Annotated in this window: 38 protein-coding genes and 4 pseudogenes; 4 read left to right on the forward strand and 38 right to left on the reverse strand. The window is 59.8% G+C overall.

What is annotated here, in order from left to right; genetic code table 11:
* Nucleotides 1–152 precede the first annotated feature (152 nt).
* The 8 genes from JCM12178_RS05345 to JCM12178_RS05380 all read right to left on the reverse strand — a co-directional run bounded on the left by JCM12178_RS05345 (nt 153) and on the right by JCM12178_RS05380 (nt 7,057).
* On the reverse strand, nt 153–800 hold the full coding sequence (locus JCM12178_RS05345; protein WP_245628639.1) for a MotE family protein: 648 nt from the start codon (nt 798–800) through the stop codon (nt 153–155).
* On the reverse strand, nt 745–1,197 hold the full coding sequence (fliJ, locus tag JCM12178_RS05350) for a flagellar export protein FliJ (RefSeq protein ID WP_054649422.1): 453 nt from the start codon (nt 1,195–1,197) through the stop codon (nt 745–747). Before fliJ ends, JCM12178_RS05345 begins: the two co-directional genes overlap by 56 nt.
* 6 nt (nt 1,198–1,203) lie before the next feature.
* Nucleotides 1,204–1,383 (reverse strand): hypothetical protein, encoded by a 180-nt coding sequence (locus JCM12178_RS05355; protein WP_054649423.1) that lies wholly within the window; start codon nt 1,381–1,383, stop codon nt 1,204–1,206.
* 72 nt (nt 1,384–1,455) lie between these two features.
* Nucleotides 1,456–2,763: a hypothetical protein gene (locus JCM12178_RS05360; RefSeq protein ID WP_054649425.1), complete on the reverse strand. Its 1,308-nt coding sequence runs from the start codon at nt 2,761–2,763 to the stop codon at nt 1,456–1,458.
* A 131-nt stretch (nt 2,764–2,894) separates the two neighbouring features.
* The gene (gene dinB, locus JCM12178_RS05365) at nt 2,895–4,070 is read right to left on the reverse strand and encodes a DNA polymerase IV (protein WP_157054772.1); all 1,176 of its coding nucleotides are present in this window, start codon (nt 4,068–4,070) and stop codon (nt 2,895–2,897) included.
* A 6-nt stretch (nt 4,071–4,076) separates the two neighbouring features.
* Nucleotides 4,077–5,426, reverse strand: coding sequence for a cobyrinic acid a,c-diamide synthase CobB (locus JCM12178_RS05370; protein WP_054649427.1), 1,350 nt, complete (start codon nt 5,424–5,426; stop codon nt 4,077–4,079).
* 13 nt (nt 5,427–5,439) lie between these two features.
* Nucleotides 5,440–6,189, reverse strand: coding sequence for a tetratricopeptide repeat protein (locus JCM12178_RS05375; RefSeq protein ID WP_054649429.1), 750 nt, complete (start codon nt 6,187–6,189; stop codon nt 5,440–5,442).
* A 100-nt stretch (nt 6,190–6,289) separates the two neighbouring features.
* Nucleotides 6,290–7,057 (reverse strand): 1,4-dihydroxy-6-naphtoate synthase, encoded by a 768-nt coding sequence (locus JCM12178_RS05380; protein WP_369404465.1) that lies wholly within the window; start codon nt 7,055–7,057, stop codon nt 6,290–6,292.
* Between the two features lie 185 nt (nt 7,058–7,242).
* Between JCM12178_RS05380 and JCM12178_RS05385 the strand changes: the two genes are divergently transcribed.
* From JCM12178_RS05385 to JCM12178_RS05400, 4 genes and pseudogenes are all read left to right on the forward strand, one after another.
* The gene (locus JCM12178_RS05385; RefSeq protein ID WP_054649431.1) at nt 7,243–7,905 is read left to right on the forward strand and encodes a TetR/AcrR family transcriptional regulator; all 663 of its coding nucleotides are present in this window, start codon (nt 7,243–7,245) and stop codon (nt 7,903–7,905) included.
* Nucleotides 7,902–9,002, forward strand: coding sequence for an aminofutalosine synthase MqnE (gene mqnE, locus JCM12178_RS05390; RefSeq protein ID WP_054649433.1), 1,101 nt, complete (start codon nt 7,902–7,904; stop codon nt 9,000–9,002). The genes JCM12178_RS05385 and mqnE overlap by 4 nt, the downstream gene beginning before the upstream one ends.
* A 1-nt stretch (nt 9,003) precedes the next feature.
* A pseudogene (mqnC, locus tag JCM12178_RS05395) lies at nt 9,004–10,070 on the forward strand (cyclic dehypoxanthinyl futalosine synthase).
* Nucleotides 10,067–10,900 (forward strand): menaquinone biosynthetic enzyme MqnA/MqnD family protein, encoded by an 834-nt coding sequence (locus JCM12178_RS05400; protein WP_054649435.1) that lies wholly within the window; start codon nt 10,067–10,069, stop codon nt 10,898–10,900. The pseudogene mqnC and the gene JCM12178_RS05400 overlap by 4 nt, the downstream one beginning before the upstream one ends.
* Here the strand turns inward: JCM12178_RS05400 and JCM12178_RS05405 are convergent.
* From JCM12178_RS05405 to rpsJ, 30 genes and pseudogenes are all read right to left on the reverse strand, one after another.
* A complete protein-coding gene (locus JCM12178_RS05405) occupies nt 10,884–11,801 on the reverse strand; it encodes a selenium metabolism-associated LysR family transcriptional regulator (protein ID WP_054649437.1) in 918 nt (305 codons plus the stop codon). The two genes, JCM12178_RS05400 and JCM12178_RS05405, sit on opposite strands and share 17 nt — an antisense overlap.
* Before the next feature lie 100 nt (nt 11,802–11,901).
* Nucleotides 11,902–12,305 (reverse strand): annotated as a pseudogene (gene rplQ / locus JCM12178_RS05410) (50S ribosomal protein L17).
* Complete coding sequence (locus JCM12178_RS05415) at nt 12,295–13,335, reverse strand: DNA-directed RNA polymerase subunit alpha (protein ID WP_054649439.1); 1,041 nt, start codon at nt 13,333–13,335, stop codon at nt 12,295–12,297. Before JCM12178_RS05415 ends, rplQ begins: the two are co-directional and overlap by 11 nt.
* A gap of 12 nt (nt 13,336–13,347) precedes the next feature.
* Nucleotides 13,348–13,974 carry a 30S ribosomal protein S4 gene (rpsD, locus tag JCM12178_RS05420; RefSeq protein WP_054649441.1) on the reverse strand — a complete coding sequence of 209 codons (627 nt, stop codon included), beginning with the start codon at nt 13,972–13,974 and terminating at the stop codon, nt 13,348–13,350.
* 17 nt (nt 13,975–13,991) lie between these two features.
* A complete protein-coding gene (gene rpsK / locus JCM12178_RS05425) occupies nt 13,992–14,378 on the reverse strand; it encodes a 30S ribosomal protein S11 (protein ID WP_054649442.1) in 387 nt (128 codons plus the stop codon).
* A 44-nt stretch (nt 14,379–14,422) separates the two neighbouring features.
* Nucleotides 14,423–14,797, reverse strand: a complete 375-nt coding sequence (rpsM, locus tag JCM12178_RS05430) for a 30S ribosomal protein S13 (RefSeq protein ID WP_054649444.1) — start codon at nt 14,795–14,797, stop codon at nt 14,423–14,425.
* Between the two features lie 12 nt (nt 14,798–14,809).
* Nucleotides 14,810–14,924 (reverse strand): annotated as a pseudogene (gene rpmJ, locus JCM12178_RS17615) (50S ribosomal protein L36).
* A gap of 114 nt (nt 14,925–15,038) precedes the next feature.
* Complete coding sequence (gene map / locus JCM12178_RS05435) at nt 15,039–15,809, reverse strand: type I methionyl aminopeptidase (RefSeq protein ID WP_054649446.1); 771 nt, start codon at nt 15,807–15,809, stop codon at nt 15,039–15,041.
* Between the two features lies 1 nt (nt 15,810).
* Nucleotides 15,811–17,126: pseudogene (gene secY / locus JCM12178_RS05440) on the reverse strand (preprotein translocase subunit SecY).
* A gap of 20 nt (nt 17,127–17,146) precedes the next feature.
* Nucleotides 17,147–17,608 (reverse strand): 50S ribosomal protein L15, encoded by a 462-nt coding sequence (gene rplO, locus JCM12178_RS05445; protein WP_054649448.1) that lies wholly within the window; start codon nt 17,606–17,608, stop codon nt 17,147–17,149.
* On the reverse strand, nt 17,605–17,778 hold the full coding sequence (gene rpmD, locus JCM12178_RS05450) for a 50S ribosomal protein L30 (protein ID WP_054649450.1): 174 nt from the start codon (nt 17,776–17,778) through the stop codon (nt 17,605–17,607). The genes rplO and rpmD overlap by 4 nt, the downstream gene beginning before the upstream one ends.
* A gap of 10 nt (nt 17,779–17,788) precedes the next feature.
* Nucleotides 17,789–18,280 (reverse strand): 30S ribosomal protein S5, encoded by a 492-nt coding sequence (rpsE, locus tag JCM12178_RS05455; RefSeq protein WP_083465754.1) that lies wholly within the window; start codon nt 18,278–18,280, stop codon nt 17,789–17,791.
* A 14-nt stretch (nt 18,281–18,294) separates the two neighbouring features.
* The gene (rplR, locus tag JCM12178_RS05460; RefSeq protein ID WP_054649454.1) at nt 18,295–18,648 is read right to left on the reverse strand and encodes a 50S ribosomal protein L18; all 354 of its coding nucleotides are present in this window, start codon (nt 18,646–18,648) and stop codon (nt 18,295–18,297) included.
* Nucleotides 18,649–18,661: 13 nt separating this feature from the next.
* Nucleotides 18,662–19,198, reverse strand: a complete 537-nt coding sequence (gene rplF / locus JCM12178_RS05465; RefSeq protein WP_054649456.1) for a 50S ribosomal protein L6 — start codon at nt 19,196–19,198, stop codon at nt 18,662–18,664.
* A gap of 10 nt (nt 19,199–19,208) precedes the next feature.
* The gene (rpsH, locus tag JCM12178_RS05470; protein WP_054649458.1) at nt 19,209–19,592 is read right to left on the reverse strand and encodes a 30S ribosomal protein S8; all 384 of its coding nucleotides are present in this window, start codon (nt 19,590–19,592) and stop codon (nt 19,209–19,211) included.
* A gap of 17 nt (nt 19,593–19,609) precedes the next feature.
* Nucleotides 19,610–19,795, reverse strand: a complete 186-nt coding sequence (locus tag JCM12178_RS05475; protein WP_054649460.1) for a type Z 30S ribosomal protein S14 — start codon at nt 19,793–19,795, stop codon at nt 19,610–19,612.
* A gap of 10 nt (nt 19,796–19,805) precedes the next feature.
* Nucleotides 19,806–20,345 carry a 50S ribosomal protein L5 gene (gene rplE / locus JCM12178_RS05480; RefSeq protein WP_054649462.1) on the reverse strand — a complete coding sequence of 180 codons (540 nt, stop codon included), beginning with the start codon at nt 20,343–20,345 and terminating at the stop codon, nt 19,806–19,808.
* A gap of 9 nt (nt 20,346–20,354) precedes the next feature.
* Nucleotides 20,355–20,669: a 50S ribosomal protein L24 gene (gene rplX, locus JCM12178_RS05485; RefSeq protein ID WP_054649464.1), complete on the reverse strand. Its 315-nt coding sequence runs from the start codon at nt 20,667–20,669 to the stop codon at nt 20,355–20,357.
* A 9-nt stretch (nt 20,670–20,678) separates the two neighbouring features.
* Nucleotides 20,679–21,047 (reverse strand): 50S ribosomal protein L14, encoded by a 369-nt coding sequence (gene rplN / locus JCM12178_RS05490; protein WP_054649466.1) that lies wholly within the window; start codon nt 21,045–21,047, stop codon nt 20,679–20,681.
* Nucleotides 21,048–21,056: 9 nt separating this feature from the next.
* Complete coding sequence (gene rpsQ / locus JCM12178_RS05495; RefSeq protein WP_054649468.1) at nt 21,057–21,290, reverse strand: 30S ribosomal protein S17; 234 nt, start codon at nt 21,288–21,290, stop codon at nt 21,057–21,059.
* Nucleotides 21,291–21,325: 35 nt separating this feature from the next.
* Complete coding sequence (rpmC, locus tag JCM12178_RS05500; RefSeq protein ID WP_054649470.1) at nt 21,326–21,517, reverse strand: 50S ribosomal protein L29; 192 nt, start codon at nt 21,515–21,517, stop codon at nt 21,326–21,328.
* Entirely contained in the window at nt 21,517–21,933 is a 417-nt protein-coding gene (gene rplP / locus JCM12178_RS05505; protein ID WP_054649471.1) for a 50S ribosomal protein L16, read from the reverse strand. The genes rpmC and rplP overlap by 1 nt, the downstream gene beginning before the upstream one ends.
* Nucleotides 21,933–22,574: a 30S ribosomal protein S3 gene (rpsC, locus tag JCM12178_RS05510; protein ID WP_054649473.1), complete on the reverse strand. Its 642-nt coding sequence runs from the start codon at nt 22,572–22,574 to the stop codon at nt 21,933–21,935. Before rpsC ends, rplP begins: the two co-directional genes overlap by 1 nt.
* Before the next feature lie 2 nt (nt 22,575–22,576).
* Nucleotides 22,577–22,909, reverse strand: coding sequence for a 50S ribosomal protein L22 (gene rplV, locus JCM12178_RS05515; protein ID WP_054649475.1), 333 nt, complete (start codon nt 22,907–22,909; stop codon nt 22,577–22,579).
* A gap of 10 nt (nt 22,910–22,919) precedes the next feature.
* Complete coding sequence (gene rpsS / locus JCM12178_RS05520; RefSeq protein ID WP_054649477.1) at nt 22,920–23,195, reverse strand: 30S ribosomal protein S19; 276 nt, start codon at nt 23,193–23,195, stop codon at nt 22,920–22,922.
* Nucleotides 23,196–23,205: 10 nt separating this feature from the next.
* Complete coding sequence (rplB, locus tag JCM12178_RS05525; protein WP_054649478.1) at nt 23,206–24,036, reverse strand: 50S ribosomal protein L2; 831 nt, start codon at nt 24,034–24,036, stop codon at nt 23,206–23,208.
* Nucleotides 24,037–24,039: 3 nt separating this feature from the next.
* Nucleotides 24,040–24,330, reverse strand: coding sequence for a 50S ribosomal protein L23 (gene rplW, locus JCM12178_RS05530; RefSeq protein WP_054649480.1), 291 nt, complete (start codon nt 24,328–24,330; stop codon nt 24,040–24,042).
* Nucleotides 24,330–24,950 (reverse strand): 50S ribosomal protein L4, encoded by a 621-nt coding sequence (gene rplD, locus JCM12178_RS05535; RefSeq protein ID WP_054649527.1) that lies wholly within the window; start codon nt 24,948–24,950, stop codon nt 24,330–24,332. Before rplD ends, rplW begins: the two co-directional genes overlap by 1 nt.
* Before the next feature lie 20 nt (nt 24,951–24,970).
* Nucleotides 24,971–25,603, reverse strand: coding sequence for a 50S ribosomal protein L3 (rplC, locus tag JCM12178_RS05540; protein WP_054649482.1), 633 nt, complete (start codon nt 25,601–25,603; stop codon nt 24,971–24,973).
* Between the two features lie 10 nt (nt 25,604–25,613).
* Nucleotides 25,614–25,931: a 30S ribosomal protein S10 gene (gene rpsJ / locus JCM12178_RS05545; RefSeq protein ID WP_018124752.1), complete on the reverse strand. Its 318-nt coding sequence runs from the start codon at nt 25,929–25,931 to the stop codon at nt 25,614–25,616.
* Between the last annotated feature and the right edge of the window lie 86 nt (nt 25,932–26,017).

The raw sequence follows: 26,017 nt of genomic DNA on the forward strand, positions 1-26,017 counted from the left end.
CGGTGCGGCCCGAGCCGTGCACCTGACGGGTGCGTTCACGATGCGGCCGATAGCGGCCTCGAGGTCGCCCTGAACCGTCCGGTCGCCCGCCTGCAACTGCCAGCCGCAAAACCCGGTCCCTTCGTAAGCCACCACCAGACGGACGCGCGGCACTAGTTGTCCTCGAAGGGAATCTGGAGATTGGTCAGCCGCTCGGACAGGGTGGCCGCCTTCTCGGTTGCCACGAAGGAGAGAATCTCCCCTGCCTGACGTCCGCGCATTCCGGAGAGAACCTTGACCGCAAGGTCTTCATCCATGTTCTCCAGAATCTGTGCTGCCTTCTTGGCCTTGGTGTTGGAGATCATGTCGACCAACTGACGGACCTTCTTGTCCTTGACGCCCTTGGCTTCATCGAGCATCGCCTTGATCTCGTTGCGCATCTCGGTGAGTTCCTCAAGCTGCCGCTTGATGCCCGCCTCCAGTTCGCGCAGTTCGCGCTCCTTGTCGGCAAGCCGCTCTTCCTTCTTCTTGAGGGCCTTCCAGTCGGTCACGCCCTCCTGCGCGGCGGCGTCCTGCTGCTGTGCGGGTTGCTGCCCGGCCTCTTCCGTGGCGGCAGCCTCTTCCTTGGGAGCCTCCTCTTCGTCGGCGGCCATGGCCTGCTCCGCGACCGGAGTGGCCAACACAGCATCGGCCACCTTGGCCGTCAGAGAATCGACACCCATGACGCCGAACACGGCGAGCTTCAAAAACGCCAGAAAGATCAGGCTAAGAAGAATCCTTGAGATCCGAAGGTTTGCCCCGAAGCGTTGCCATTTCGTCATTGTCCTTTTGTTCTCGGAGGTATTCTTCTTCATCATGTTTCCTGGCCTGTGTTTCCTTGAGTTTCTCGAGCAGCTTGCGGTCGCGGGATCGGTCCACGGCTTCCTTGCGGGCTTTTTGCAATTTGAGGGCCAACTCACGGAGCCTGACCTGCGCCTCGGCAACGTCGTTCTCCAGCGCCCGCTTGTAGTTCTCCCACAGCCAGAGCTCGCCGCTGGACTTGCGGGCCTCGGCCTGCTTGCCCATGTGCTCGGCGAGCTTGTCGCGCAGGTCGGAGAGCACCCGCTCCTGCTCGTCGTGCTCGCCCTGCGCCCGGGCGAGCATCATTCTGGCCTGATCCTCCAACTGGGCGCGCAAATCCAGCACGCGGTCCAGCCGGAAGATGAACTTCTTCGCCATCCGCAGCTAGGCTCCAGACACGGCCACCGGCTTCCCGGCCACGCCGCAGTAGCCCTTTTCCGGTGCGTTTTCGTTTTCCCAGCGCCAGTACATGCACTGGGACCCCATGCACATCTTCATCTTGTCATCGCGCGTCTTGAGCAGCGGACAGAACTTGAACTTGGCTTCGTTTTCCGTAAGCAGCATGGTTTCATCTCCTTGTAGCAAAAACGGCGCGCCCGGTGGACGCGCCGCGTGAATATCGTCACCGGAACCGCTCTAGCTGCCCGTCACCGGTTCGACGGTTTCGGACTTGGCCACGGGTTCCGAAGCGTCAACCGGCTCATCGGCAGCCGCCTCGGGCTGCACGGCATCAGGCTCCGCCGGAGTGTTCGCCACGGCGGGCGTCGCCTCAGGCTCGCACATGTCCACCAGCGCGTCCAGCCCCAGCGCACAGCGAAGCCTCTCCAGAACCAGTATACCGACGCGGTCCTCGCGGTCCAACACCTCGGCGTAGCCGCCATCCTTGATGATGTCGGCGAAGTCGCCGCCGTCCATGGCCTCGTTCTCCGCGCTGGCCTTTTCAAAGGCGGTGGCATACTCGGCGATCTTCGCGTTCACCGCTTCCTCGGGCATGGCCCGGATGTCGCGGACATACCCGGCGATCTGCTCGGAATCGGGCAGGGCCTCGGACTCCAGCACTTCCTTAAAAGCCTCGGAAAAGCGCATGCTGCCCTCGTAGATATGCGTGCGCAGGACGACGTTCATGCCGCCCCAGCCCGCGCTGAGCCACTTGAAGAGCATGTTTCTGGTGCCGCCGTCCGGGAGGTCCACGAAGGCCTGCACCGACGAGGAGCCGTACATGTAGGTGTCCATCCAGCTGAACAGGCCCTTGTCGATACCCTGAATGCCGGAATAGAAGTACCGCCATTTGGCGTCGTCAATGATGGCGCCCTTGTGCCCGGCCTTGGATTCCTCGGGCTGCTCGGACACGGAAAAAACCAGCTTGCGGCCCTTGTACGGGTAGACCACGATCATGCGGTTCAGGTCATAGCGGTAGTACGCCCCGGCAAAGGAGTCGGGCGTGCACTCCTCGAACTCCCTGCCGCGCACGATGTAGGGATCCTCGCGGTCAAGCTCCTGCCACACGCCCCGCTCGGCCTTGAATATCTCGCTGTCCGGATACCAGCCTGAGATGCGCAGGACGCTCGGGACCATGACGTAGTTGGGAATTTCAGGGTCATAAAGGTACCGGATGACCTTCTCGATGGGCTGCTTCAGCTCGGTCTTGTAGATGATGCCCTGCCCGGTGCGCTCCTCGGGCTCGAATGCGCGCGGATCGTCGTCGCAGGCGATGACGTAGTCTGCAAGCGGATTCAGCCTGGCGGGATCAAGCGCAAGACCGGGGTCGTTCAGCATCTCGAAGAGATGCGCCAGTCCGGCGTCCACGGCCGGGTCAAGGTCCTCGCCGAACTTCTCCAGCTCGACGTCACGGGGCTCGGCCTGTGCTGCCGGGGCAGCGAACAGCCCGACCGCGATCAGGGCCACAACAAGGAAAAACCGGCTCAACGCCGGGATGGATTTCATGGATTCCGACCTCTCTGAGAATGGTTACTGCTTAACTCGTCAGAGTGTAAGCATCTTCCGGTCACTTGGCAAGCGGAAGCGGCGCAAGTCCAGCACTGGCGGGACTTCCACGGCACTCCACATGGCAGCGGCTACTTTTTCGGTTTTTTGAACTCCAAAAGCTCCCCACGCATCAACGCCTCTGTACCAAAGCGTTCGCGGATGGAGTCCACGGCCTTGTCCAGCCCGGGACGGGCTGCGGTCTGGACCTCAGGCTCCTCGAAAAATGAAAGCTGGCGGGGTTTATCCCCGAAATTGGAAACCCCGAGGCCGATGAGCCGAACCGGGAGGCGCAGCTCAAGCGCGTCCAGCAACTCCACGCCGATGGCGTAGATCACGCCGGTCCGGTCCGTGGCGGTGTCGAGGCTGCGGCTTCGGGTGATGGACTTGTAGTCCGAAAACTTGACCTTGAGGGTTACGGTGCGGCCCTTGTACCCGTGTCGGCGCAGGTCCGCTCCCACGCGCTCGGCCTGTGCCAGCAGCCACTTTTTCAGGGTGTCGCGGTTGGTGGTATCCTGCTCGAAGGTGTTCTCCGCGCTGCACGACTTGGCCGGGCCGCCCGGCACCACGCCGTTGGGGTCGATGCCCCGTGCGCGGTCATGCAGCACCCCGCCCATCTTGCCGAGCCGCCGCTCCCACTCCTCGCGCGGCCGCCTGAGCACATCGCCGCAGGTAAAGACGCGGAAGGAACGCAGCATGTCCAGCCCGCGCTTGCCCACTCCGGGAATCTTGCCTACCGGCAACTCGCGCAGAAACGACCGCATATCCTCGTGCCGGATGACGGACAGCCCGTCCGGCTTGTCGAGGTCCGAAGCGATCTTGGCCACGAAGCGCACCGGGGCCGCTCCCACCGAGCAGGTCAACCCGGTCTCGGCCCGGACACGCTCCTTGATGCCGCGCCCCACAGCCTCGATGGGACCGAAAAGCCGTTCCAGCCCGGTCCCGTCCACATAGGCCTCGTCGATGCTGGCCGGTTCCACAACAGGGGAAAATTCACCGAGAACGCCCATGACCGCGCGGGATATCTCCTTGTAACGCCGCATGTTGCCGCGCACGATCCTGAGGTGTGGGCACAGCCGCTTGGCCTTGACCATGCTCATGGCCGAACGGACCCCGAACTTGCGGGCCTCGTAGGACGCGGCCGAGACCACCCCGCGCTCCGAGTCGCCGCCCACGGCCACGGGCAGGCCGCGCAGGTCGGGATTGTCCAGCTGCTCCACGGACGCAAAGAAGGCGTCCATGTCGATGTGCATGATCCACGTCTTCATGGGGGACTACCCTTTTGCTGCGTTGACGAGATGCTCCGCAACGGCGGGGTTGCTGGCGAAATGCAGGTGAATGTAGGAGCCGAGCGTGTTGCCGACCAGAAATCCCTCGGCCCCGGCGGTGTCGCCCTTGCGGTCCGAAGTGGCGTACACGGCGGGCATGTCCTCGGGCAGAAAGGCGGTCTCGATGGAGGAGTAATGAAATTCATGGCCGCGCACCACCGTGCCTTCGGGACCGAGGGGACAGTCCCGCAGGGTGGTGATCTCCCGGTAACCGAGCGCGCGCCGCTTTTCGTTCATGGCCGCCCGCACCGGAAACACGCCGCACATGGCAAAGCGCCCCCGGTCCGTGACCAGATCGTTCATCAGGTACATGAAGCCGCCGCACTCCGCATAGATACAGCCGCCGTCCTGTGAATATCTGCGGATATCCTTCCGCATCCGGGAATTCTGCCCCAACTCGTAGCCGTACAGCTCGGGGTAGCCGCCGCCGATGTAAAGGGCGTCGAGGTCATCGGGCAGCCGTTTGTCGTGAATGGGCGAGAACTCCACCAACTCGGCCCCGGCCATGCGTAATAGCCGCAGGTTTTCCTGATAATAAAAACAGAAGGCCTCGTCGCGGGCCACGCCGATGCGAACACAGGGAGCAACCCTCGGCATTTCTTCCGGCTCGGAAACCGGATGGTCCGGAACGGCGTCAAGGAGCGCGTCAAGGTCCAGCTCCGCCTCAATCCAGTCCGCCAGCCGCGTATATGTCTCGCTGTCTTCCTCGCAGGCCAGATGCAGGCCCAGATGACGGGAAGGGACGGCCACGGCCTCGTCTCGTCGCAGGCAGCCGAGCACAGGGATACCGGCGGCGTCCATCGCCTCGCGGAGCAGGTCCTCATGATTGGCGCTGCCCACTCTGTTGAGAATGACGCCCGCCACGTTCACGTCCCTGTCGAAATGCATGTAGCCGCTCACAAGCGCGGCTGCGGAGCGGGCCATGCTGCGCACGTCCGCCACCAGCACCACCGGCAGGTCCAGCAGCTTGGCGAGCTGGGCCGTGGAGCCGGTTTCGTCCGAACCGGACGCGCCGTCATAGAGGCCCATGACCCCTTCGAGGATCACGGTCTCCGCGCCACGGGCGTGGCGGTGGAAGAGGTCGGGGATGACGGCGGGGTCCTGCATCCAGCCGTCGAGGTTGATGGAAGGGCGTCCACAGGCCCGCGCGTGGTGGCCGGGGTCGATGAAGTCCGGCCCGCACTTGAAGGGCTGGACGGTCACGCCACGGCGCGCAAGGGCGGCCATGAGTCCGAGTGACACGGACGTCTTGCCGCACCCGCTGTGCGTTCCGGCGATGACGAACGCTCGGGCCATGCTCCCTCCTGGGTTACGCCAGCCCTTTTTTCTCGATGTAGGCCTTGAGTTTCAATCCCTCGGGATGCTCTGGGGCGATGGTCAGGCATTGCAGCACCGCGTAGAGGCTGGACTTGTAGTTCTCGTTCTCGAACTCGGCGCGGGCGAGGTTGTAATAGAGGTTCTCGTCGTCCGCGGAGAGTTCGATGGCACGCTGGTAGTAGTCAGCAGCTTCCTGATACATCTTCTTCTTGCGCAGAGTGATGCCGTACTCGTTGAAGAGATGCTTGTGCTCGTCCTCGAAGGCGGCGTCGATCTTGATGATGCGGTCAAAAACCTCGCGGGCCTTGTCCTCCTCGCCGCGCTGCATGTAGCACATGCCGATGCCGAAGTTGGCGCGAACGTTCTGCTCGTCAAGCTCAAGAGCCTTGTTGAACTCGAACTCGGCCGTGAAGGTTTCGCCGCGCTTGCGGAACTTTTCCCCGCGGGCGAGCGCCTTCTGCACCTCGCGCAGCTTGGACATGACCTCGTTATAGAGGGAGGGTTCGGGCAGATAGTCCTGCAGGAGTTCGTCCTTGGTGATCTCGGTCTTGCGGCCGAAGGGGACGTTTTCATGGTTGAGCCCCTGAAGATAGACCAGATTGTCATCCACCTGCTGGGCAAAGAAATATACCTGCTGCTTCACGCGCCGGGCAGTGGTGCCCGAACCGATCTTCGCGGTTTTCTCTATGGAGAAGACGCCTTTGATGTAGTCGTCGTTTTCGACATTGGGAAGGGATGGCATTCGCAGTCTCCGTTTTCACGATGTACGTTGGCGACCAAACGTCGTCCGGGCATCATAGCCCCAAATGAGGCACAAGAAAAGCAGGCAGAAAAATCTGTCATTATGCTCCTGAAAACAGCATCTTACCACTCAAACGCACTCCCTGTTCCCGCGCAGCTTCGTCCAGCAGCGCGGCGATGGCCCGCTCACCCTCGGTCCCGATGTCAAGGCTGTGCTCGGTGACAAAGGTCTCGATGTGCCGCGCGATCACGGCGTCGTCCATCTCCTGCGCGTTTTCGCGAATCCACGCCTGACCGGCCTCCGGGTTCTGCCGGGCGTATCGAATACTCTCGCGCACGGCGCGTTCCACTTCACCGATGACTTCATCACCCAGAGAACGGCGCACCACGATGGCACCCAGCGGGATGGGCAGCCCGCGGCTCTCCTCCCACCATGCGCCGAGATCGAGAAGCCTGACGAGGCCGTGCTCGGCAAAGGTGAAGCGGCCCTCGTGGATAACCACGCCCGCCTGCACCTGTCCGCTGTGTATGGCGGGCATGACCTCGTCATAGACCATCTCCACCCGGTCCGGGGTAACACCCTTCTCCCGGCAGCAGAGGCCGAAGAGCAGATTTGCCGTGGTCATTCGTCCGGGGATGGCTACCCGCGCCCCGTCAAGGGCAGCAAGCGTCCCGCCCTCGCATCCCACCAGCACCGGCCCCACGCCGTACCCCATGGCCCCGCCGCAGCGGATCAGCACATACTCGTCCAGCAGCCCGGCAGCGGCAGCCACCGAGACCTTGCAGACGTCCGGCCCGCCCTGTGCGGCCATGGCGTTGAGCGCCTCCACATCCGCGAGGGTGGGGTGGAACGAGAGCGGGGTTTCCACCAGCGTGCAGCAGGGCGTGAAAAATGAACGTGTCGTTGGGACACGGCGATATGTCTATGGAAAGGGTGCGGGGCATGCGTTTCTTCTCCCGTGGCGGTGATTCTCGGTTTGACACGCTGGGGCGGCGGATATAAGAAGTGACCACCCGGTCACCAAATACATCCGACCAACCGGAAAGGCAAGACATGGCACACGGCATCGACACATTCGAGCGCCTTGACGGCGACAAACGGGAGCGGATCATGGACGCCGCCGCCGAGGAGTTCGCGCAGCACGGCTTCCACAAGGCCAGCGTCAACCGCATGGTCGGCAGCATCGGCATCGCCAAGGGGTCGCTCTTCAAGTACTTCGGCACCAAGCAGGGGCTTTTCGAGTACCTGTTCCAACGCGCGCTCAAGCACATCAAGGCCCCGCTCAAGAACGTCCGCGCCGAGACCGAAGGCATGGACTTCTTCCTCCGCCTGCGGGCCGTGTCGCTGGCCGTGGCCGACTTCGTGGCCGCGCATCCGAGGGCATATCGCATCTACCTGAAGATGCTCTTTCAGGAAGACTTTCCCATGCGGGACACCGTGCTCCGGGCAGTGCGCGACGAGTTCGCGGACTTTCTCGGCCCCATGGTGGACCACGCCCGCTCGACCGGCGAACTCCGGGAGTCGCTCCCGCGCACCGCGGTCATCTTTCACGTGCAGGCGCTCATAGACCGTCTGCTGCAGGCCGCGCTCGTGCCGGGCATGGACGGCGGCCTCGACATCCACGACCGGGAGGCGCTGGCCGCCCGGCTCGACGAACAGCTCGACATCATCCGGCTCGGCCTCGCCCGCGAGGTCCCGCCCACGGAGCAGCAATGATCTTCAATACCGATTTCTACCACAGCCTCGGACTTGCCGACGTGCGCCGCAAGGTCATGGACGGCGAGCGCCTGAGCATGGACGACGGCCGCGCCCTTTTCAACTGTCCCGAGCCGCTGGCCGTGGGCGCGCTGGCCAACGAGGTCCGCCGCCGCATGCACGGGGACAAGGCGTTTTTCGTGGCCAACCGCCACATCAACTACACCAACGTCTGCGTCAACGCCTGCTCCTTCTGCGCCTACCAACGCGAGGACGACGAGCAGGAAGGCGCGTTCGTGCTCACCGCGCAGGACGCTCTCGACAAGCTGGCCGCCAGCCCCGTGGCCCCGCGCGAGGTGCACATTGTTGGCGGCTGCCACCCCAAGCTACCGCTCAGCTATTTCGAGGAGATGCTCTCCGCCATCCGCAGCCAGTACCCCGACACCGTGCTCAAGTGTTTCACGGCCGTGGAGATCGGCCACTTCGCCAAGCTGGAAGGCGTAAGCATAGAAGAGGCTCTGAAACGCCTTCAGGCCGCTGGACTCGACATGCTTCCGGGCGGCGGCGCGGAAATATTTGCCCCGGACGTCCGTGAGCAGGTCTGCCCGCGCAAGCTGAACGGCGACGAATGGCTGGACGTGCATCGCAAGGCACACGCCATGGGCATGAAGACCAACTGCACCATGCTCTTCGGCCATATCGAATCCATCGACGACCGCCTCGACCACCTGATCAGGCTGCGCGAACTGCAGGACGAGCACGGCGGCTTCGTCTGCTTCATCCCCCTGCCCTTCCTGACCGAAAACAGCGCGCTCACCATCGACAACCCGCTGACCGGGCTGGAGAAGCTCAAGACCATCGCCATAAGCAGGCTGATGCTCGACAACGTCCCGCACATCAAGGCCTACTGGGTCATGCTTGGCGTCAAGGAGGCGCAGGCCGCGCTCAAGTTCGGGGCGGACGATTTCGATGGAACCGTGGTCGAGGAAAAGATCGGCCATGGAGCCGGGGCTTCCACCACGCAGGGCATGACCCGCGAGGAAATCCGGGGCATGATCCGCGGCTGCGGTTTCACTCCGGTGGAGCGCGACTCATACTTCAACGCGGTGGAGGGATAGCATGCGCCTTGACGCCATTTTCACCGCCGTGCTTGACGGAAAGCGCATCGGCTTTGACGAAGCCCGCACGCTCTACCTTGAAGCCGACTTCCACGAACTCGGCGCGCTGGCCCACGCCGTGCGGCTCCGCAAACACCCCGAGCCGAACGTCACCTACGTGGTGGACCGCAACATCAACTACTCCAACATCTGCACCTGCGGCTGCAAGTTCTGCGCGTTCTACGCCGCGCCGGGAGCCGAAGGCGGCTACGTGCTCGATTTCGACGAACTCGACCGCAAGATAGCCGAAACCGTAGCCCTCGGCGGCACGCAGATTCTCATGCAGGGCGGGCACCACCCGGATCTGCCGCTCTCGTGGTACGAGGACATGCTTCGGCATATCAAGGACAACCATCCGGTGCACGTCCATGCCTTCTCGCCGCCGGAGATCATGTATTTCAGTGAGCTGAACGGACTGGAACCCGCCGAGGTCATCCGCAGACTGCGGGCCGCAGGGCTGGACTCCATCCCCGGCGGCGGCGCGGAGATTCTCGTGGACAAGGTCAGAAGCGAGATCGCGCCGCGCAAGTGCCCGACCGGAGAATGGCTCGGCGTCATGGAAGAGGCGCACAATCAGGGGCTTCGCACCACGGCGACGATGATGTTCGGCCATGTGGAGACCCCGGAGCAGCGGCTTGAACACCTCTTCGCGGTTCGCGAGGTACAGGATCGCACCGGGGGATTCACCGCGTTCATCCCGTGGACCTTCCAGCCCGACCACACCGCCCTCTCCCACTGCCGCAAGCTGACCAGCGTGGAATACCTGCGCATGCTCGCCGTCTCGCGCATCGTGCTCGACAACGTGGACAACGTGCAGGTCTCGTGGGTGACCATGGGGCCGGACATCGCCCAGCTTGCCCTGTTCTTCGGCGGCAACGACTTCGGCTCCACCATGATCGAGGAGAACGTGGTCAAGGCCGCAGGCGTTGCTTCCGCCTTTCGCGGCAAGAGATTCACCGCCTCGTCTCGGACGCGGGCTTCACGCCGCGCCAGCGGACAATGGACTACTCCCTGCTGGAGAACGCATGACCGTCCGGCTCGGCAAAATCGGCTACCTCAACGTCCTGCCCATCTATCATCCCATCGAGAGCGGGCGGTTCGAAGGCGACTTCCACATCGTCTCCGGTCCCCCGGCCGAACTCAACAGGCTGATGGCCGACGGCAGGCTCGACGTGTCCGCCACTTCAAGCATTGAATACGCCCGGCATCCGGAGCGCTATTGGCTGGTGCCAAATCTGGCCATCGGCAGCTGCGGACCGGTGCAGAGCGTCCTGCTGCTTTCCCGCGTTCCCGTCAACGAACTGGATGGCAGGGATATTCTTGTCAGCTCCCAGACGCACACCTCGGCGGCCCTGCTGAAGGTGCTCTTCCGTCACTGGGGCATAACGCCCACCTACACCACGGGCGACGCCACCAGCACGCTCAGCCGCGGCGACCGGCCTCAGGCAATCCTCGCCATCGGCGACGAGGCCCTGAACCTGCGTTATCATCCGGATTATCCTGTCCGCGTGGACCTTGGAGAGGCATGGCGGGACCAGACCGGCCTGCCGTTCATCTTCGGGGTATGGGTCGCACAGCGAAGCGACTTCGCAGCCCGGCCCGGAGCCGTGACCAAAGCCTGTCATCTCCTGCAACAAGCCAAAGCGCACGGCCGCGAACACATCGAAGAGATGTGCCACATTGCCTGCGAGAACAGCTGTCTGGACACGGACGAGATGCGCTCCTACTTCGACGGGCTTGTCTACGACCTCGGCGAGGCGGAGCAGGACGGGCTGAAACGGTTTTATGCGGAATTGGTCGAGGCGGGACTCATCACGTCAGCCCCGCCCTTGAACTTTCTGCCTACTGGAGCCCTTTAAGGGCAGATGAGCCAGCGTGCTTCATGTAGGTGAGGAAGGCCTGCATGGCCGGGTACATGCGACGGTCTTCGAGGTAGGTCACGTAAAACTGTCGCTTGGTACGAAGCTCGGGCACGTCGAGAACCATCAGGTCACCGCTCTCCACATACCGTTTCGCAGCCAGCATGGATGTAGTGCTGATGCCCACCCCGGCCAGCACGCACTCGATGACGGCCGTGGTGCTGCCCACATGCGCGCGGATGTCGAGGTGCTTGATACCGCCCTTGTTCTCCAGCGCCTCTTCGAGCGACTTGCGCGTTCCAGACCCTTTCTCACGCATGACCCATGGCATTTTGAGTACGTCGGCCAGCTTCAACGGACCGTCGAGTTCCATTGATTCGACAAAGGACTTGGGAGCCACCAGCGCGGTGTCGTCCTCCATCAAAAGCCAGGATTCCAGCCCGGGAAGATCCGGCCGCGAGCCGACAAGCCCCATCACGAGATCACCGTTGAAAACGCGGGTGGCGATACTCTCGGTGTCACCCACATCGATGTCGAAGGTGACGTCCGGGTGCTGCGCGGTGAAGCCGGCCACAAGGCGCGGAAGGATCAGGTTGGCCGGGATGGTGCTGCCGCCGATGTGCAGTTCGCCCACGACATTGTCTCGGAGCATGTGTATTTCCGAGCGAACCTGATCCAGGCTGTTGAACAGGGAACTGGCCGTCTCGTAAAGAATTTCGGCAGGCTGCGTCGGCACGGTGCGACGGCCAAGCCTGTCGAAAAGCAGTATGCCCAATTCATCCTCAAGATGGGAGATATGGGAGCTGATGGTGGGCTGGGAAAGAAACAGTTCCTTACCTGCCTTGGAGAAACTGCGGAGTTCATAGACCTTGCAGAATGCTTCGAGCTTGCGGATATCCATGGGTAACCCTCGATTGAATTCAATAGATGGGCTCTATGGATAACGACAAAAGAAAGGCAGGTCAAGTGACCTGCCTTTCTTCTTTTCTATGTGATCCCGGCTACTCGGCCTTGGCCTCTTCGGCCTCGGGGGCAGCTTCAGGCTCGGCGCGCTTGGTCAGCTCGATGATGACCATGGGCGCGCAGTCGCCTTGCGGGGGGTGGACAGCTTGACGATACGGGTGTATCCGCCGTTGCCACCCTGAAAGCGGGGAGCGATCTCGTCAAAGAGACGCTGCACCAGCTGGTGGTTGTTGAGGGTCTTGTAGGCCTGCCTGCGGGCGTGCAGATCGTTCTTCAGTGCGGTGGTGATGAGTTTTTCAACCACGCGGCGAAGTTCCTTGGCCTTTGCCTCGGTGGTGCGAATGCGCTCGTACGTCAGAAGAGACTTGGCCATATTGCGGAACATGGCCTTACGGTGCGAATCACTCCTGTTGAGCTTGCGTCCGGCTTTTCTATGCCTCATTTTTTTCCTTCCTCTTCAGCCATTCCTGATATTTCTTGTCGAAGTCCTCAAAGGTCATTCCGAACTTCAGGTTCATGCCGTCCAGGACACGGCGAATCTCGTCGAGAGATTTGCGACCGAAGTTTTTGGTCTTGAGCATCTGGGCCTCGGTGCGCTGCACCAGTTCACCCACGAGCTGGATGTTGGCGGCCTTGAGGCAGTTGGTGGCTCGCACGGAGAGTTCAAGCTCGTCGATGCTCTTGAAGAGGTTCGGGTTCAGGTCGATGGTCTCTTCGTCTTCCTTGGCGGCCTCCGAGTTCACTTCATCGAAATTGATGAACACGGAAACCTGGTCCTTGATGATCTTGGCTGCGTAAGCGCAAGCATCTTCAGGGGAGACGGAGCCATCGGTCCAGACCTCGAGGATCAGCTTGTCATAGTTGGTCATCTGGCCGACACGCGCCTGTTCGACGCTGTAGGCGACCTTGCTGATGGGCGAGAAGCTCGCATCGAGGATCATCAGGCCGATTTCATCGGCAAGACCATCGTGCATCTCGGCGGGCAGGTATCCCTTGCCCATGCGCACTTCCAGTTCCATCTTGAGCGGCCTGTCTTCGGACAGGGTGCAGATGACCTGATCGGGGTTGAGAACCGAGACGTTCTGGTTCTCCTGAATCATACCGGCCGTGACGGCACCCTTCTTGTCCGCTTCAAGCGTCAGAATCTGTGCCTCATCGGTGGTCATGGCCAGTCGGACCTGCTTCAGGTTCAGAACGACCTCGGTCATGTCTTCCATGATGCCGGGGACGGTAGTGAACTCATGCTGCACCCCTTCGATGCGGGCGGCGACGATGGCCGAACCCTGCAGGGAAGACAGGAGAACGCGACGAAGCGCGTTACCGATGGTGGTTGCATACCCGCGCTCAAGCGGCTCGCAGATGAACTTCCCGTAGGTCTCGGAAGACTTGGGGTCGCGAACCAGCTTTTCGGGCTTTTCCAGCAAAGTCCAGTTTCTGGTGTTGACCAGTTTGTCGTCGTTCTGAATAAGCATTCAACCCACCTGTTATTTGGAGTAAAGCTCGACGATGAGCTGCTCGTTGATGGGGAACGTGATGTCTTCCCTCTTGGGCAGTGCCTTGACAGCACCCTTGAAGTTATCACCGTCCACTTCGAGCCATTCGGGGCAACCGCGGCGTGCGATCACTTCCTGAGCCTCGCCGATCACGGGAATCTTGCGGGATTCTTCGCGCACGACAATCTCATCGCCGGGCTTGACCATCATGGACGGGATGTTCACCCGGCGACCGTTCAGCTTGAACACGCCGTGCAGCACGAGCTGACGGGCCTGATCGCGGGAGTTGGCGTAACCGAGACGGTACACCACATTGTCAAGACGGCGCTCAAGCAGAGCCAGCAGGTTGTGACCCGTGTGGCCCTTCATGGCGTCGGCGCGTACGTAATATTTGCGGAACTGGCCTTCCAGGATGCCGTACATGCGGCGAACCTTCTGCTTTTCGCGCAGCTGGATGGCGTAGTCGCTCATCTTCTTGCGCATGCGGCCGGCGTGCCCCGGAGGGTACGGACGCTTGTCGTATGCGCACTTGTCGGTATAGCAGCGGTCACCTTTCAGGAACAGCTTGGTTCCTTCGCGACGACAAAGCTTGCATTTTGCTTCGGTATATCTTGCCACGACTGATCTCCTTGAACTTAAACCCTGCGGCGTTTGGGGGGACGGCAGCCGTTGTGCGGAATCGGGGTGATGTCCCGAATGTACGCAACCTTGAAGCCTGCGGCATTGATGGCGCGCATGGCGGCTTCACGGCCGGAACCCGGACCCTTGACCAGTACGCCGACAGTGCGCATGCCCTGATCCTGTGCACGGCGTGCAGCGGACTCGGCAGCGATCTGGGCGGCGAACGGAGTGCTCTTGCGGGAGCCCTTGAAGTGGGCACCGGCAGAAGCCCAGCTCACCACATTACCTTTTGGATCAGTGAAGGTAATGATGGTGTTGTTGAACGTGGCCTTAATGTGGGCGACGCCAACAGGTATGTTCTTCTTCTCTTTCTTCTTGCCGGAACGGCGGGGTCTAGCCATTACTGACTCTCCCTATTGTAAGTATTTATGAAGCGCCTGCGCGCTTATTTCTTTTTCTTCCTGCCGACCACAGAACGACGCGGACCCTTGCGGGTGCGTGCGTTGGTGTGGGTGCGCTGTCCGTGACAGGGCAACCCGCGACGATGGCGCAGGCCGCGGTAGCAGCCAATGTCCATCAGACGCTTGATGTTAGCGGCGACATCACGACGGAGGTCACCTTCAACCTTGTGGTTGGCTTCGATCTCGTTACGGATCGCGCTGACTTCATCGGCGGAAAGGTCGTCGGACTTCTTCTGCCAGTCAACCTTGACCGCGTTGAGAATCTCCAGGGCCGTGGTACGGCCGATTCCATAGATGTAGGTCAGCGCAATATCCATGCGCTTGTTCTTGGGCAGATCTACACCAGCGATACGTGCCACAGTAATACCCCTTTAGCCTTGGCGCTGCTTGTGCCTGGGGTTATCGCAGATAACCCGCAACACACCGTTGCGCCGGATGATTTTGCACTTAGGACACATTTTTTTTCACAGAAGGTCTGACTTTCATGACCGTCTCCAGTGAATAGCTTATGCCGCCCCCTCAAAGGGGTGGCCTTGAAAACGAAGCTGCCTCTTTTACAGCACGAACCATAAAAGAGCAAGTATTAGTTCGAGCCTGCCGTTAGGCGGATTGGCTCAGTATCGTCGGGCCGGAAGAGGTGATCGCAATGGTATGCTCAAAATGAGCGGACAGTTTTCTGTCCTTTGTCACCGCAGTCCATTTGTCTTCCAGCACCTCGACTTCGTCGGACCCCAGCGTGACCATGGGTTCGATAGCCAAAACCATGCCCGCCTTGAGCGGAACGCCGGTCAGTCCCTGAGGGACGAAGTTCGGGATCTCGGGCTTTTCATGAAGCCGCGCGCCGATCCCATGTCCGACAAAACGCCGGACAATTCCGAAATCATACCCTTCAACATACGTCTGTATTGCCGCGGAGACGTCGTAAAGGTTGTTTCCGGGTCGGGCCTGTTCAATCCCTTTCATCAACGATTCGCGGGTGACGTCCATAAGCTGACGGGCCTCATCAGTCACCTGGCCCACCGGAAAAGTCCGGGCGGAATCGCCGAAGAATCCTTCATACACGACACCCATGTCAAAGCTGACGATGTCGCCCTCCTTGAGGATACGCTCCTTGGAGGGAAAGCCGTGCACGATCTCCTCGTTGACAGAGCAACACAGGGCAAAGGGAAAGCCCTGGTAACCCAGGAATGCCGGACGGACACCGTGCTCTTCGCACCGGGCCCGGCATATCTCCTCGAAAAGAATGGTGGGAACGCCTGGCTCAACGTTCCGTCCCAACTCGTCGAGAATCGTGGAAACAATTCGATTGGCCTCACGCATGAGGCCAATCTCTTTGTCGTTCTTGAGGAAAATTCCTCTATATTTCTTCAAGCTACTGCCTTCCTTTCACTTTGCCGGCCTTGCCCATCAGTCCCTCGTATTGGCGGGAGATGAGATGGGATTCGACCTGGCCCATCACGTCCATGGACACGCCGACCACAATCAGCAGCGCAGTGCCGCCGAAGTAGAACGGCACGTTGAGCTGGGCGATCATGAGCATGGGCAGAACGCAGATGGCCGATACGTACAGGGAGCCCCACAGCGTGATGCGTGCCAGAACGCGGTCGATGTACTCGCGAGTCTTGGCGCCCGGACGAATGCCCGGGATGAAGCCGCCCTGCTTCTGAATGTTCTCGCGATGCCCTTCGGGTCGAAGATGATCGCCGTGTAGAAGTAACAGAAGAATATGATGATGGCCACGTACACAACGTTATAGAGAATGGACGTCGGCAACAGCATGTCGCTGATGGACTTGAGCCACTCAACGCTGGAGAAGTTGGCCACCGTGGACGGGAAGAGCAGAATAGAGGATGCAAAAATCGGGGGAATGACACCCGCGGTGTTGACCCTCAGAGGCAGATGCGTAGTCTGCCCGCCGAACATCTTCCGTCCCATCTGACGCTTTGCGTAGTGGATGGGAATCCTGCGCTGACCGCGTTCCATGAACACGATGAACGCCAGGGTGGCGACCATGACCGCCATGATGATCAGCAACAGGAAGAGGCTGATTTCACCAACGGTCATGAGGCGCACGGTATTGAACAGGGCGGAAGGAAGACCGGCAACGATACCTGCGAAAATTATCAGGGATATTCCGTTGCCGATCCCTTTTTCCGTCATCTGTTCACCCAGCCACATAAGGAAGACGGTTCCCGCCGTGAGCGTAAGGATGGTCATCAATTTGAAGGACCAACCTGCATGCATCACCACCGGCGCACCGGAGGGAGAGGTCATGCTTTCAAGGCCGACGGCTATGCCGAAGCCCTGCACGATCGTAATCAGCACCGTGCCGTAGCGGGTGTACTGGGTGATCTTCTTGCGTCCGGCTTCGCCCTCCTCTTTTTGCATCCGCTTCAGCTCTGGGCTGACCACGGTCAGCAGCTGAAGGATAATGGACGCAGAGATGTAGGGCATAATACCCAGTGCGAAGATGGACAGATTTTTCAGGCCCCCACCGGAGAACATGTCGAACAGGCCGAACAGGGTGTTCTGCGCGTTCGCAAAGAAGTCGGCGAGAGCACTACTGTCGACTCCCGGCACCGGAATATGAATTCCGATGCGGTAAACAGCGAGCAGCAGGAACGTCCACAAGAGCTTCTTTTTGAGCTCGGGCAGGCGGGCGAGATTTTCCACTCCAGACAGTGCCACGGGATCCCCTTCCAGGTTATCTATTCAGGCGCGTTGTCGCCTTCGATGGCCTTGGCGGTACCGCCGGCCTTCGCGATCTTCTCGGCAGCCGAGGCGCTGAAACGGTGCGCTTCGACAGTGACCTTGCGATCGACTTCACCAACACCGAGGACCTTGACGGCGCTGCCCTGCTTGGCAAGACCGCGTTCGTACATGTCCACGAGAGTGATTTCATCCTTGCCTTCGAACAGAGCCAGAAGCTGGCCCACGTTCACGACAGCATATTCCGCACGGAAGCGGTTCTTGAAGCCGCGCTTGGGCAGACGGCGGGCGAGAGGCATCTGACCGCCTTCGAAGCCGGGACGAACACCACCGCCGGAGCGGCTGTTCTGACCCTTGTGGCCCTTGGCACTGGTCTTGCCCCAGCCGGAACCGGAACCGCGGCCGATGCGACGGCGATTCTTGTACTCTTCCGGGAACGGGTACAGTTCATGGAGCCTCATTGTTCCGTAACCTCCACCAGGTGCTTCACTTTTTCGATCATGCCCCGGATTTCGGGACGGTCCTCAAAGGTCTTTTCCTGGCGGATCTTGCGCAGGCCAAGGGCATCCAGCGTGGACACCTGCTTGGGCTTGCACCCGATCTTGCTCTTGATAAGTTTAACCTTCAGCATGTCCGTCTCCTTACTTCCTGGGCGTGGAAACCGGTTTACCGCGAAGTTCGGAAACTTCTTCGGCGCTGCGAAGCGATGCCAGACCTTCGATGGTGGCGCGCAGCACGTTATGCGGATTGTTGGTTCCAATGGCCTTGGTCAGGATGTCATGGACGCCAACGGCCTCCATGACGGCACGCACCGGGCCACCGGCGATGATGCCGGTACCGCGGCTTGCGGGCTTGAGAACCACGTGACCGGCGCCGTAGCGACCCAGAACCTCGTAAGGCAGGGTGCCTTCAAGCAGCGGCACGGAAATCATGGTTTTCTTGGCCCGTTCAGAAGCCTTGCGAATTGCTTCGGGGACTTCGTTGGCCTTACCCAGACCATAACCGACATTGCCTTCACCGTCGCCGACAACCACGAGGCAGCTGAAGCTGAAGCGGCGGCCGCCCTTGACGACCTTAGCCACGCGATTGAGGTAGACGATCTTTTCGATGAGACCGGATTCGTTCTGTTCCATCATGGCGTCAACCCCTAGAACTTCAGGCCACCTTCACGGGCGCCGTCGGCGAGGGCCTTGACTTTGCCGTGATAGATGTAACCGTTGCGGTCGAAAACGACCGATTCAATCTTCTGCTCAAGAGCCTTGGCCGCGATGGCCTTGCCGACCTTTGCGGCAGACTCCCGGTTTGCCTTGAGTCCGCTTTCTTCCTTGCCGAGCACCTGCGTGGATGCGCTGCAGAGGGTCCTACCGGCATTGTCGTCCACGAGCTGGGCGTACATGTGCTGGTTGGAGCGGAAGACAACCAGCCTCGGCCTTTCGGCAGTACCGAAGATCTTCTTGCGAATGCGGATCTTCCTGCGGTGTCTTGCGTTCATGTTTTTCATATTGCTACCCATCCTACTTGGCGCCGGACTTGCCAGCCTTGCGCTTGATGATTTCGTCTGCGTACTTAATGCCCTTGCCCTTGTAGGGTTCCGGCGGACGCACGCGACGGATTCGAGCCGCAGTCTCACCGACAAGCTGCTTGTCGATGCCGGAGAGGGTCAGCTTGCTGCCCTCGACAGCAGCGTCGATTCCGGCGGGGAGATCAAACTCGACCGGATGGGAGTATCCGACATTGAGAACGACTTTCTTGCCCTGCACAGACACCTTGTATCCAACACCGATGACCTCGAGGGTCTTCGAGAAGCCACTGGTCACACCTTCAATGCAGTTCGCAAGGAGGGTACGACGCAGGCCGTGCTGGCTACGGGCGATACGGGACTCATCAACGCGACCGACCTCGATCGCGCCGCCTTCAACGGTATAGACTACCTTCGGGTGGACCGGCGTGGTGAGCGAGCCCTTGGGGCCTTTCACCTGGATCTCTTCACCGCCGACGTTCACGTCGACGCCCGAAGGAATCTGTATGATTTTCTTACCGATTCTGGACATGTGTACCTCGTTACCAGATTTCGCAGAGCAGTTCGCCGCCCACGTTGGCTTCACGGGCTTTCGCACCTTCAAGCACGCCCTTGGACGTGGAAACGATGCAAATGCCGATGCCATTCTGGACGCGGGGGATGTCCTCGACGCTCACGTAAACACGCAAGCCCGGGGAGCTCACCCTTTTCAGTCCGGAAATCAGCGGTTTGCCGTTCGCGTACTTGAGGGTGATGACGATTTCCCCGCTCTCGACAGTATATTCATTGATATAGCCTTCTTCCTTCAGGATTACGGCGATGGCTTCCTTCATTTTGGAAGCGGGCACCGACACCTTGGTGTGGTATGCACCAAAGGCGTTCCTGACACGAGTCAGCATATCGGCTACGGGATCAACAACAGCCATTGTATTCTCCTTGGAAATTACCAGCTCGACTTGCGCACGCCGGGGAGTTCACCGGCCAGCGCCTTGTTCCTGAAGCAGATACGGCAGATGCCGTAGCGGCGCAGGAAGGCGCGGGGGCGGCCGCAAATGGGGCAGCGGTTGTATGCGCGAACCTTGAACTTGGGCTTGCGCTTTGCCTTCACTTTCAGAGCAGTTCTGGCCATGGTTATTCTCCTACTTTTTGAAGGGCATTCCCAGAAGGTCAAGAAGCATCTTGCCTTCCTTGTCCGTCTTGGCAGACGTCACCACAGTGATGTTCATGCCTTTGACACGTTCCACACGGTCGATTTCCACTTCGGGGAAGATCGTGTGTTCCTTGATGCCCAGGGTGAAGTTCCCACGGCCGTCAAAGCCCCGGTCCGGGATGCCGCGGAAGTCGCGGACGCGCGGAAGGGCAAAGTTGACCAGCTTGTCGTAGAAGTCCCACATGCGATCCTCGCGGACCGTCACGCGGACACCGACAGGCATGCCTTCACGCAGCTTGAACGCAGCGATGGACTTGGTCGCACGGGTAACGACGGCGCGCTGGCCGGCGATACGAGTGAGTTCCTCAACGGCGTCCTCGATCAGCTTGTTGTTCTGGCTGCCCTCGCCCAGGCCAATGTTCAGAGAGATTTTCTCCAACCTGGGAATTTCCATGGGGCTCTTGTATCCGAACTCCTTCTGAAGTTCCGATACGACCTTATCTTTATATACGCTTTCCAGACGAGTCATAACGCCACCTTACTTGAAGATCTCACTGCATTTCTTGCAGTAGCGGACCTTCTTGCCGTCTTCGGTCTTCTTGTACCCGATTCGAGTCGGCTTGGTGCAGGCGTCGCAAACGACGGCCACATTCGACACGTGGATCGGAGCTTCCTTTTCAACAATACCGCCGGGCTGGTTGACGTACGGGTTGGGTTTGGTGTGGCGCTTGACCATATTCACCTTTTCAACCAGGACCTTGTCCTTCTTGCGAAGGATCTTCAGGACCTTGCCGATCTTCCCCTTGTCCTTCCCGGCGATCACCATGACCTTGTCTTCTTTGCGAATTTTCATGGTCACCTCTTAGAGAACCTCGGGAGCGAGGGAAACGATCTTCATGAAGCCGGCAGCGCGCAGTTCACGCGCAACGGGTCCGAAAATACGGGTTCCGACAGGCTCCATGTTGTTGTTCAACAAAACAGCGGAGTTGTTGTCGAACTTGATGTAGGAACCGTCCACTCGGCCGATTTCCTTTTTGGTCCGTACAACGACTGCCTTCATGACCGCGCCCTTCTTCACCTTGGAATGGGGCATGGCCTCCTTGACGGAAACGACAATGATGTCTCCGACCCTGGCATAACGACGACGGGAACCGCCAAGCACCTTGACGCAGGATACTTTCTTGGCCCCCGAGTTGTCAGCCACGTCGAGCTTGGATTCAACTTGAATCATCTCTCTACCCTACTTGGCTTTTTCAACAATTTGTACGAGGTGCCACCTTTTACGGCGGCTGAGGGGCCTCGATTCCACGATCTGGACCTTATCGCCCGACTTGCAGTCGTTGGCCGGATCATGGGCCATGACTTTCTTGCGGCGGCGGATATACTTCTTCAGAAGCGGATGCTTGACCAGAGTCTCGACGCGGACGACGATGGTCTTGTCGGCCTTGTCGCTGATGACGAGACCGGTCAGCATGCGCCGGTTGCTTGAATGTTCAGCTCAGCCATTGGCTACGCTCCCTGCCTTTCCCGCTGAACCGTAAGGATGCGGGCGATGCTACGTTTCACGTCCATGAGCTGGCGAGTATTCTCAAGCTGTGCAGTTGCGTGCTTGAAGCGCAGGTCGAAAAGCTCCTTACGGGCTTCGACCAGCTTTTCGCCCAGCTGGGCGTCATCAAGATCACGAAGTTCTTTGGAAGTCATTACTCCGTTCCCTCCTTGACGACGATGGCGCACTTGACCGGCAGCTTGTAGGAAGCGCGCTTCAGCGCTTCGCGTGCCAGTTCGATGTTAACGCCTTTGACTTCATACATGATACGGCCCGGTTTCACGGGGGCGCACCACCCTTCGGGGGCGCCTTTACCCTTACCCATGCGGACTTCCGCGGGCTTGGACGTGATGGGGTAGTCAGGGAAAATGCGGATCCAAACCTTACCGCCACGCTTGATGTGGCGCATGATCGCGACACGCGCGGACTCGATCTGCTGGCTGGTCAGCTTTCCATGCTCCAGTGCCTTCAGGCCGATATCGCCGAAGGACACACTGTTACCCCTTTGGGCCTTGCCTCTGTTGCGGCCTTTCTGCCGCTTACGGTGTTTAACCTTTCTCGGAGCAAGCATTACTGTTCGACCTCTTTGTCAAGGATTTCACCCTTGAAGACCCACACACGGACACCGATGACACCGTACGTCGTAGACGCCTGGGCGTAACCGTAGTCAATGTCGGCACGAAGTGTGTGCAGCGGCACGCGGCCATCGCGGTACCATTCGGAACGCGCGATTTCTGCACCGGCCAGACGACCGGCACAAGCGACCTTGATACCTTCGGCACCGAACTTCCTGGCAAGGCCCACCGTGCGCTTCATGGCACGGCGGAAGGCAATCCGGCGCTCAAGCTGCTGCGCGATATTCTCGGCAACAAGCTGCGCTTCAATTTCGGGCCTGCGGATCTCACTTACCTCTATCGTAAACTCGGTCTGGAACTTCCTGCGAAGGTCCTCACGGAGCTTTTCGATCTCAACGCCCTTGCGGCCGATAACGATGCCGGGACGGGCGGTATGAATGATCAGGCGGATCTTGCCACCGGCGCGCTCGATCTCGATGCGGGCGACTCCGGCCTGATACAGTTTTTTCTTGACGTACTTGCGGACCTGATCGTCCTGGTACACGAACGCGGGATAGTCTTTCTTGCTGAACCAGCGGGAAAGCCAGTTCTTGTTGTATCCCAGCCTGAAACCGTAAGGATGTACTTTCTGACCCATGGCTAAACTTCCTTGACCACGATGGTGATGTGGCTCGTACGTTTGCGGATGCGGTATGCGCGGCCCATTGCACGGGGCTGAATGCGCTTCCAAGTGGGACCTTCGTTGACGATGATCTTGTCGATGACAAGCGCGTCCACGTCCACACCGGGTTTTTGCTCCGCGTTAGCGATGGCAGAGTACAGGACCTTGCTCAAGATGCGAGCCGGCTTCTTGGGAGTAAAGCGCAGAATGTTCAGCGCGTCCTCAACCGGCTTGCCCTTGACGGTCTCCGCAACAATACGGGTCTTGCGCGGAGACACTCGAATGAACTTGGCTACAGCTTTCGCTTCCATTTTCTACCCCCTACTTGCCCTTCTTCTTGTCGGCGACGTGGCCGTAGTAAGTGCGGGTCGGGGAGAACTCACCAAGCTTATGACCGACCATGTTTTCAGTGACGAACACCGGAATGAACTTGCGGCCGTTGTGCACGGCGAAAGTCATACCGACCATATCGGGGACGATCATGGAACGGCGGGACCAGGTCTTGATGACACGGCGGTCACCGGACTCGGATGCCCTTTCAACCTTCTTGATCAGATGATCGTCGACGAAGGGACCTTTTTTAAGAGACCTAGGCATGATTCAACTCCTACTTCTGGCCGCGGCGCTTAACGATAAGCTTGGAAGAGGCCTTCTTCTTGTTGCGAGTACGGTAGCCCTTGGTCGGCATGCCCCACGGGGAAACCGGGTGGCGACCACCAGAGCTACGACCCTCACCACCACCGAGCGGGTGATCGATCGGGTTCATTGCCACGCCGCGAACCTTGGGACGGCGACCGAGCCAGCGATTGCGACCGGCCTTGCCCAGGGAGATATTTTCATGGTGGACGTTGCCGACCTGGCCAACAGTGGCCATGCAGGTAACGAGCACCTTGCGGACTTCACCGGACGGCATGCGCAGGAGGCCGTATTTGCCTTCCTTTGCGATGAGCTGCGCGTACGTTCCAGCGGCACGGCAGAACTGGCCGCCGCGACCGGGGCGCAGTTCAATGTTGTGCAGCACGGTACCGGTCGGGATGTTGGCGATGGCAAGCGCGTTACCGGGCTTGATATCGGCTCCCTGGCCGGCAATGACCGTGTCGCCCTGTTTCAGGCCGACCGGTGCGATGATGTAGCGCTTCTCGCCATCGGCGTAGGTGAGCAGAGCGATGCGGGCGCTGCGGTTCGGATCGTATTCGATCTCGGAAACCTTGGCCGGAATGCCCTGCTTGCCGCGCTTGAAGTCGATTATACGATACAGACGCTTGTGGCCTCCGCCGCGACGGCGGGAGGTCATGCGACCGTTGTTGTTCCTACCGGCCTTCTTGGTGAGGCCGCGAGTCAGGGACTTCTCGGGAGTGGTCCTGGTCACCTCCGCGTAATCGGAGATGGTCTGGAACCGGCGGCCCGGAGAAGTCGGCTTCAGCTTACGGGTAGCCATCTGTTACACTCCCTCGAAGAAATCGATTTTTTCGCCTTCGGCCAGCTTCACGTACGCCTTCTTGTAGCCGCTGAGATGTCCGACGACGCGGCCGTGGCGCTTGCGTTCCGCAGGGCGCTTCTTGACGATGTTCACGGATTCGACCTTGACGCTAAACGCTTCTTCAACGGCCTTTTTCACCTCGATCTTGTTGGAATCGGGGTGGACGTAGAAGGAGACGCGATTTCCGAAGTCCTTGGCATCAGTTGCCTTTTCGGAAATGACGGGCTTGATAAGAATCTGGGTGTAATCCATTACTTCAACCTCTCCTGCACGTCTTTGGCCGCGCCCTCGAACATAACCAGCTCGGGGTAGCGCAGCACGTCATAGACATTGAGTTTCTCGGCTTCGAGAACCTTGATGCCGGGAATATTCCGGGCAGAAAGGACGAGATTCTTATCAGCTTCCTTGACGACAATCAAGGCCTTTTCAAGTCCAAGGCTCTTGACGACTTCGACGAAACCCTTTGTCTTGATTTCCGGAAGGTCGATGGTGTTGAGGACCGTCAGCTTCTCCTCGCTCAGGCGGGAAGACAGGGCCATGCACATGGCCAGCTTGCGGACCTTCTTGTTGACCTTGAATCCGTACTCGCGGGGCAGGGGACCAAAAGTGATCGCACCGCCACGCCAGATCGGGGAGCGCATGGAGCCTGCACGGGCACGACCGGTGCCCTTCTGGCGCCAAGGCTTGCGTCCGCCGCCGCGGACCGTGGAGCGGGTCTTGGTAGAATGTGTTCCACTCCGACGGGCGGCGAGCTGCGAACGGACAACGAACTGCAGAATCTCGGGGCGGACTTCCACCTCGAAGATTTCCGGAGCCAGTTCGATGGCGCCCACTTCTTTCTTACTCTGATCGAAAACTTTTACGTTTGCCATGATCATATACCTCTAGCTCGCTAGCCGTTTTTGCGGATCACAACCAAGCCGTTCTTCGGCCCCGGAATCTGACCCTTCACCACAAGGATGTTTTCTTCGGGACGGACGTCCACGATTTCAACGCTGGGAGCGGTCACCTGCTTGTTACCCATCTGGCCCGGCATCTTCTTGCCTTTCCAGATGCGGCCCGGGAACGTGGCGTTACCCACGGAACCGGTGGCGCGGTGAACCTTTTCAGCGCCGTGAGAGGCGCGCTGTCCAGCAAAGTTCCAGCGCTTCATCGCGCCCTGGAAGCCTTTACCCTTGCTGCGGCCGGACACTTTGACCTTTTCGCCCGGGGCAAAAAGATCGACAGTGAGTTCCTGACCGAGTTCATATTCTTCAGGATTCTCAACGCGGAACTCTTTGAGGTGCCGATGCACACCCTTGCCAGCCTTGGCCTGATGGCCCTTCTGCGGCTTGTTGGCGAGACGTTCCTTCAGCTCGTCGTAGCCGAGCTGGAGTGCGTTGTATCCTTCCTTATCGTTGGTCTTGATCTGCATCACGGGGCACGGACCAGCCTCAATGACGGTGACGGGGCAAATGCTGCCATCATCCGCGAACAGGCGGGTCATACCCAGCTTCTTTCCGAGAATTCCAAGCGTTTTCGGCATGATATCCTCTCTAAAGCTTGATTTCCACGTCGACACCGGCAGGCAGGGAAAGCTTGCCAAGAGAATCGACGGTCTGCTGGGTCGGCTCAAGGATGTCCAGCAGGCGTTTGTGAATCCGCATCTCGAACTGTTCGCGGGACTTCTTGTCAACGTGCACCGACTTCTGAACAGTGGTGCGGTGAATCTCGGTCGGAAGCGGAATGGGACCGGCGATGGCCGCCCCGGTATTCCGGGCGGTATCGACGATCTCAGTCACCGCTTTGTCGAGAATGCGGTAATCGTACGCCTTCAGTTTGATCCTGATGCGATCGCTTGTCATGGAAGCCATAACTTTTCTCCTAATGTTGGTCTCCGAATGACTGCTGGAGTCAAAGCGGTCGGGCACCCTATCCGCGGATGGGTGCCTTTGTCAAG

Source organism: Salidesulfovibrio brasiliensis JCM 12178, from assembly GCF_001311825.1.
In the GTDB taxonomy this organism is placed as follows: domain Bacteria; phylum Desulfobacterota; class Desulfovibrionia; order Desulfovibrionales; family Desulfovibrionaceae; genus Pseudodesulfovibrio; species Pseudodesulfovibrio brasiliensis.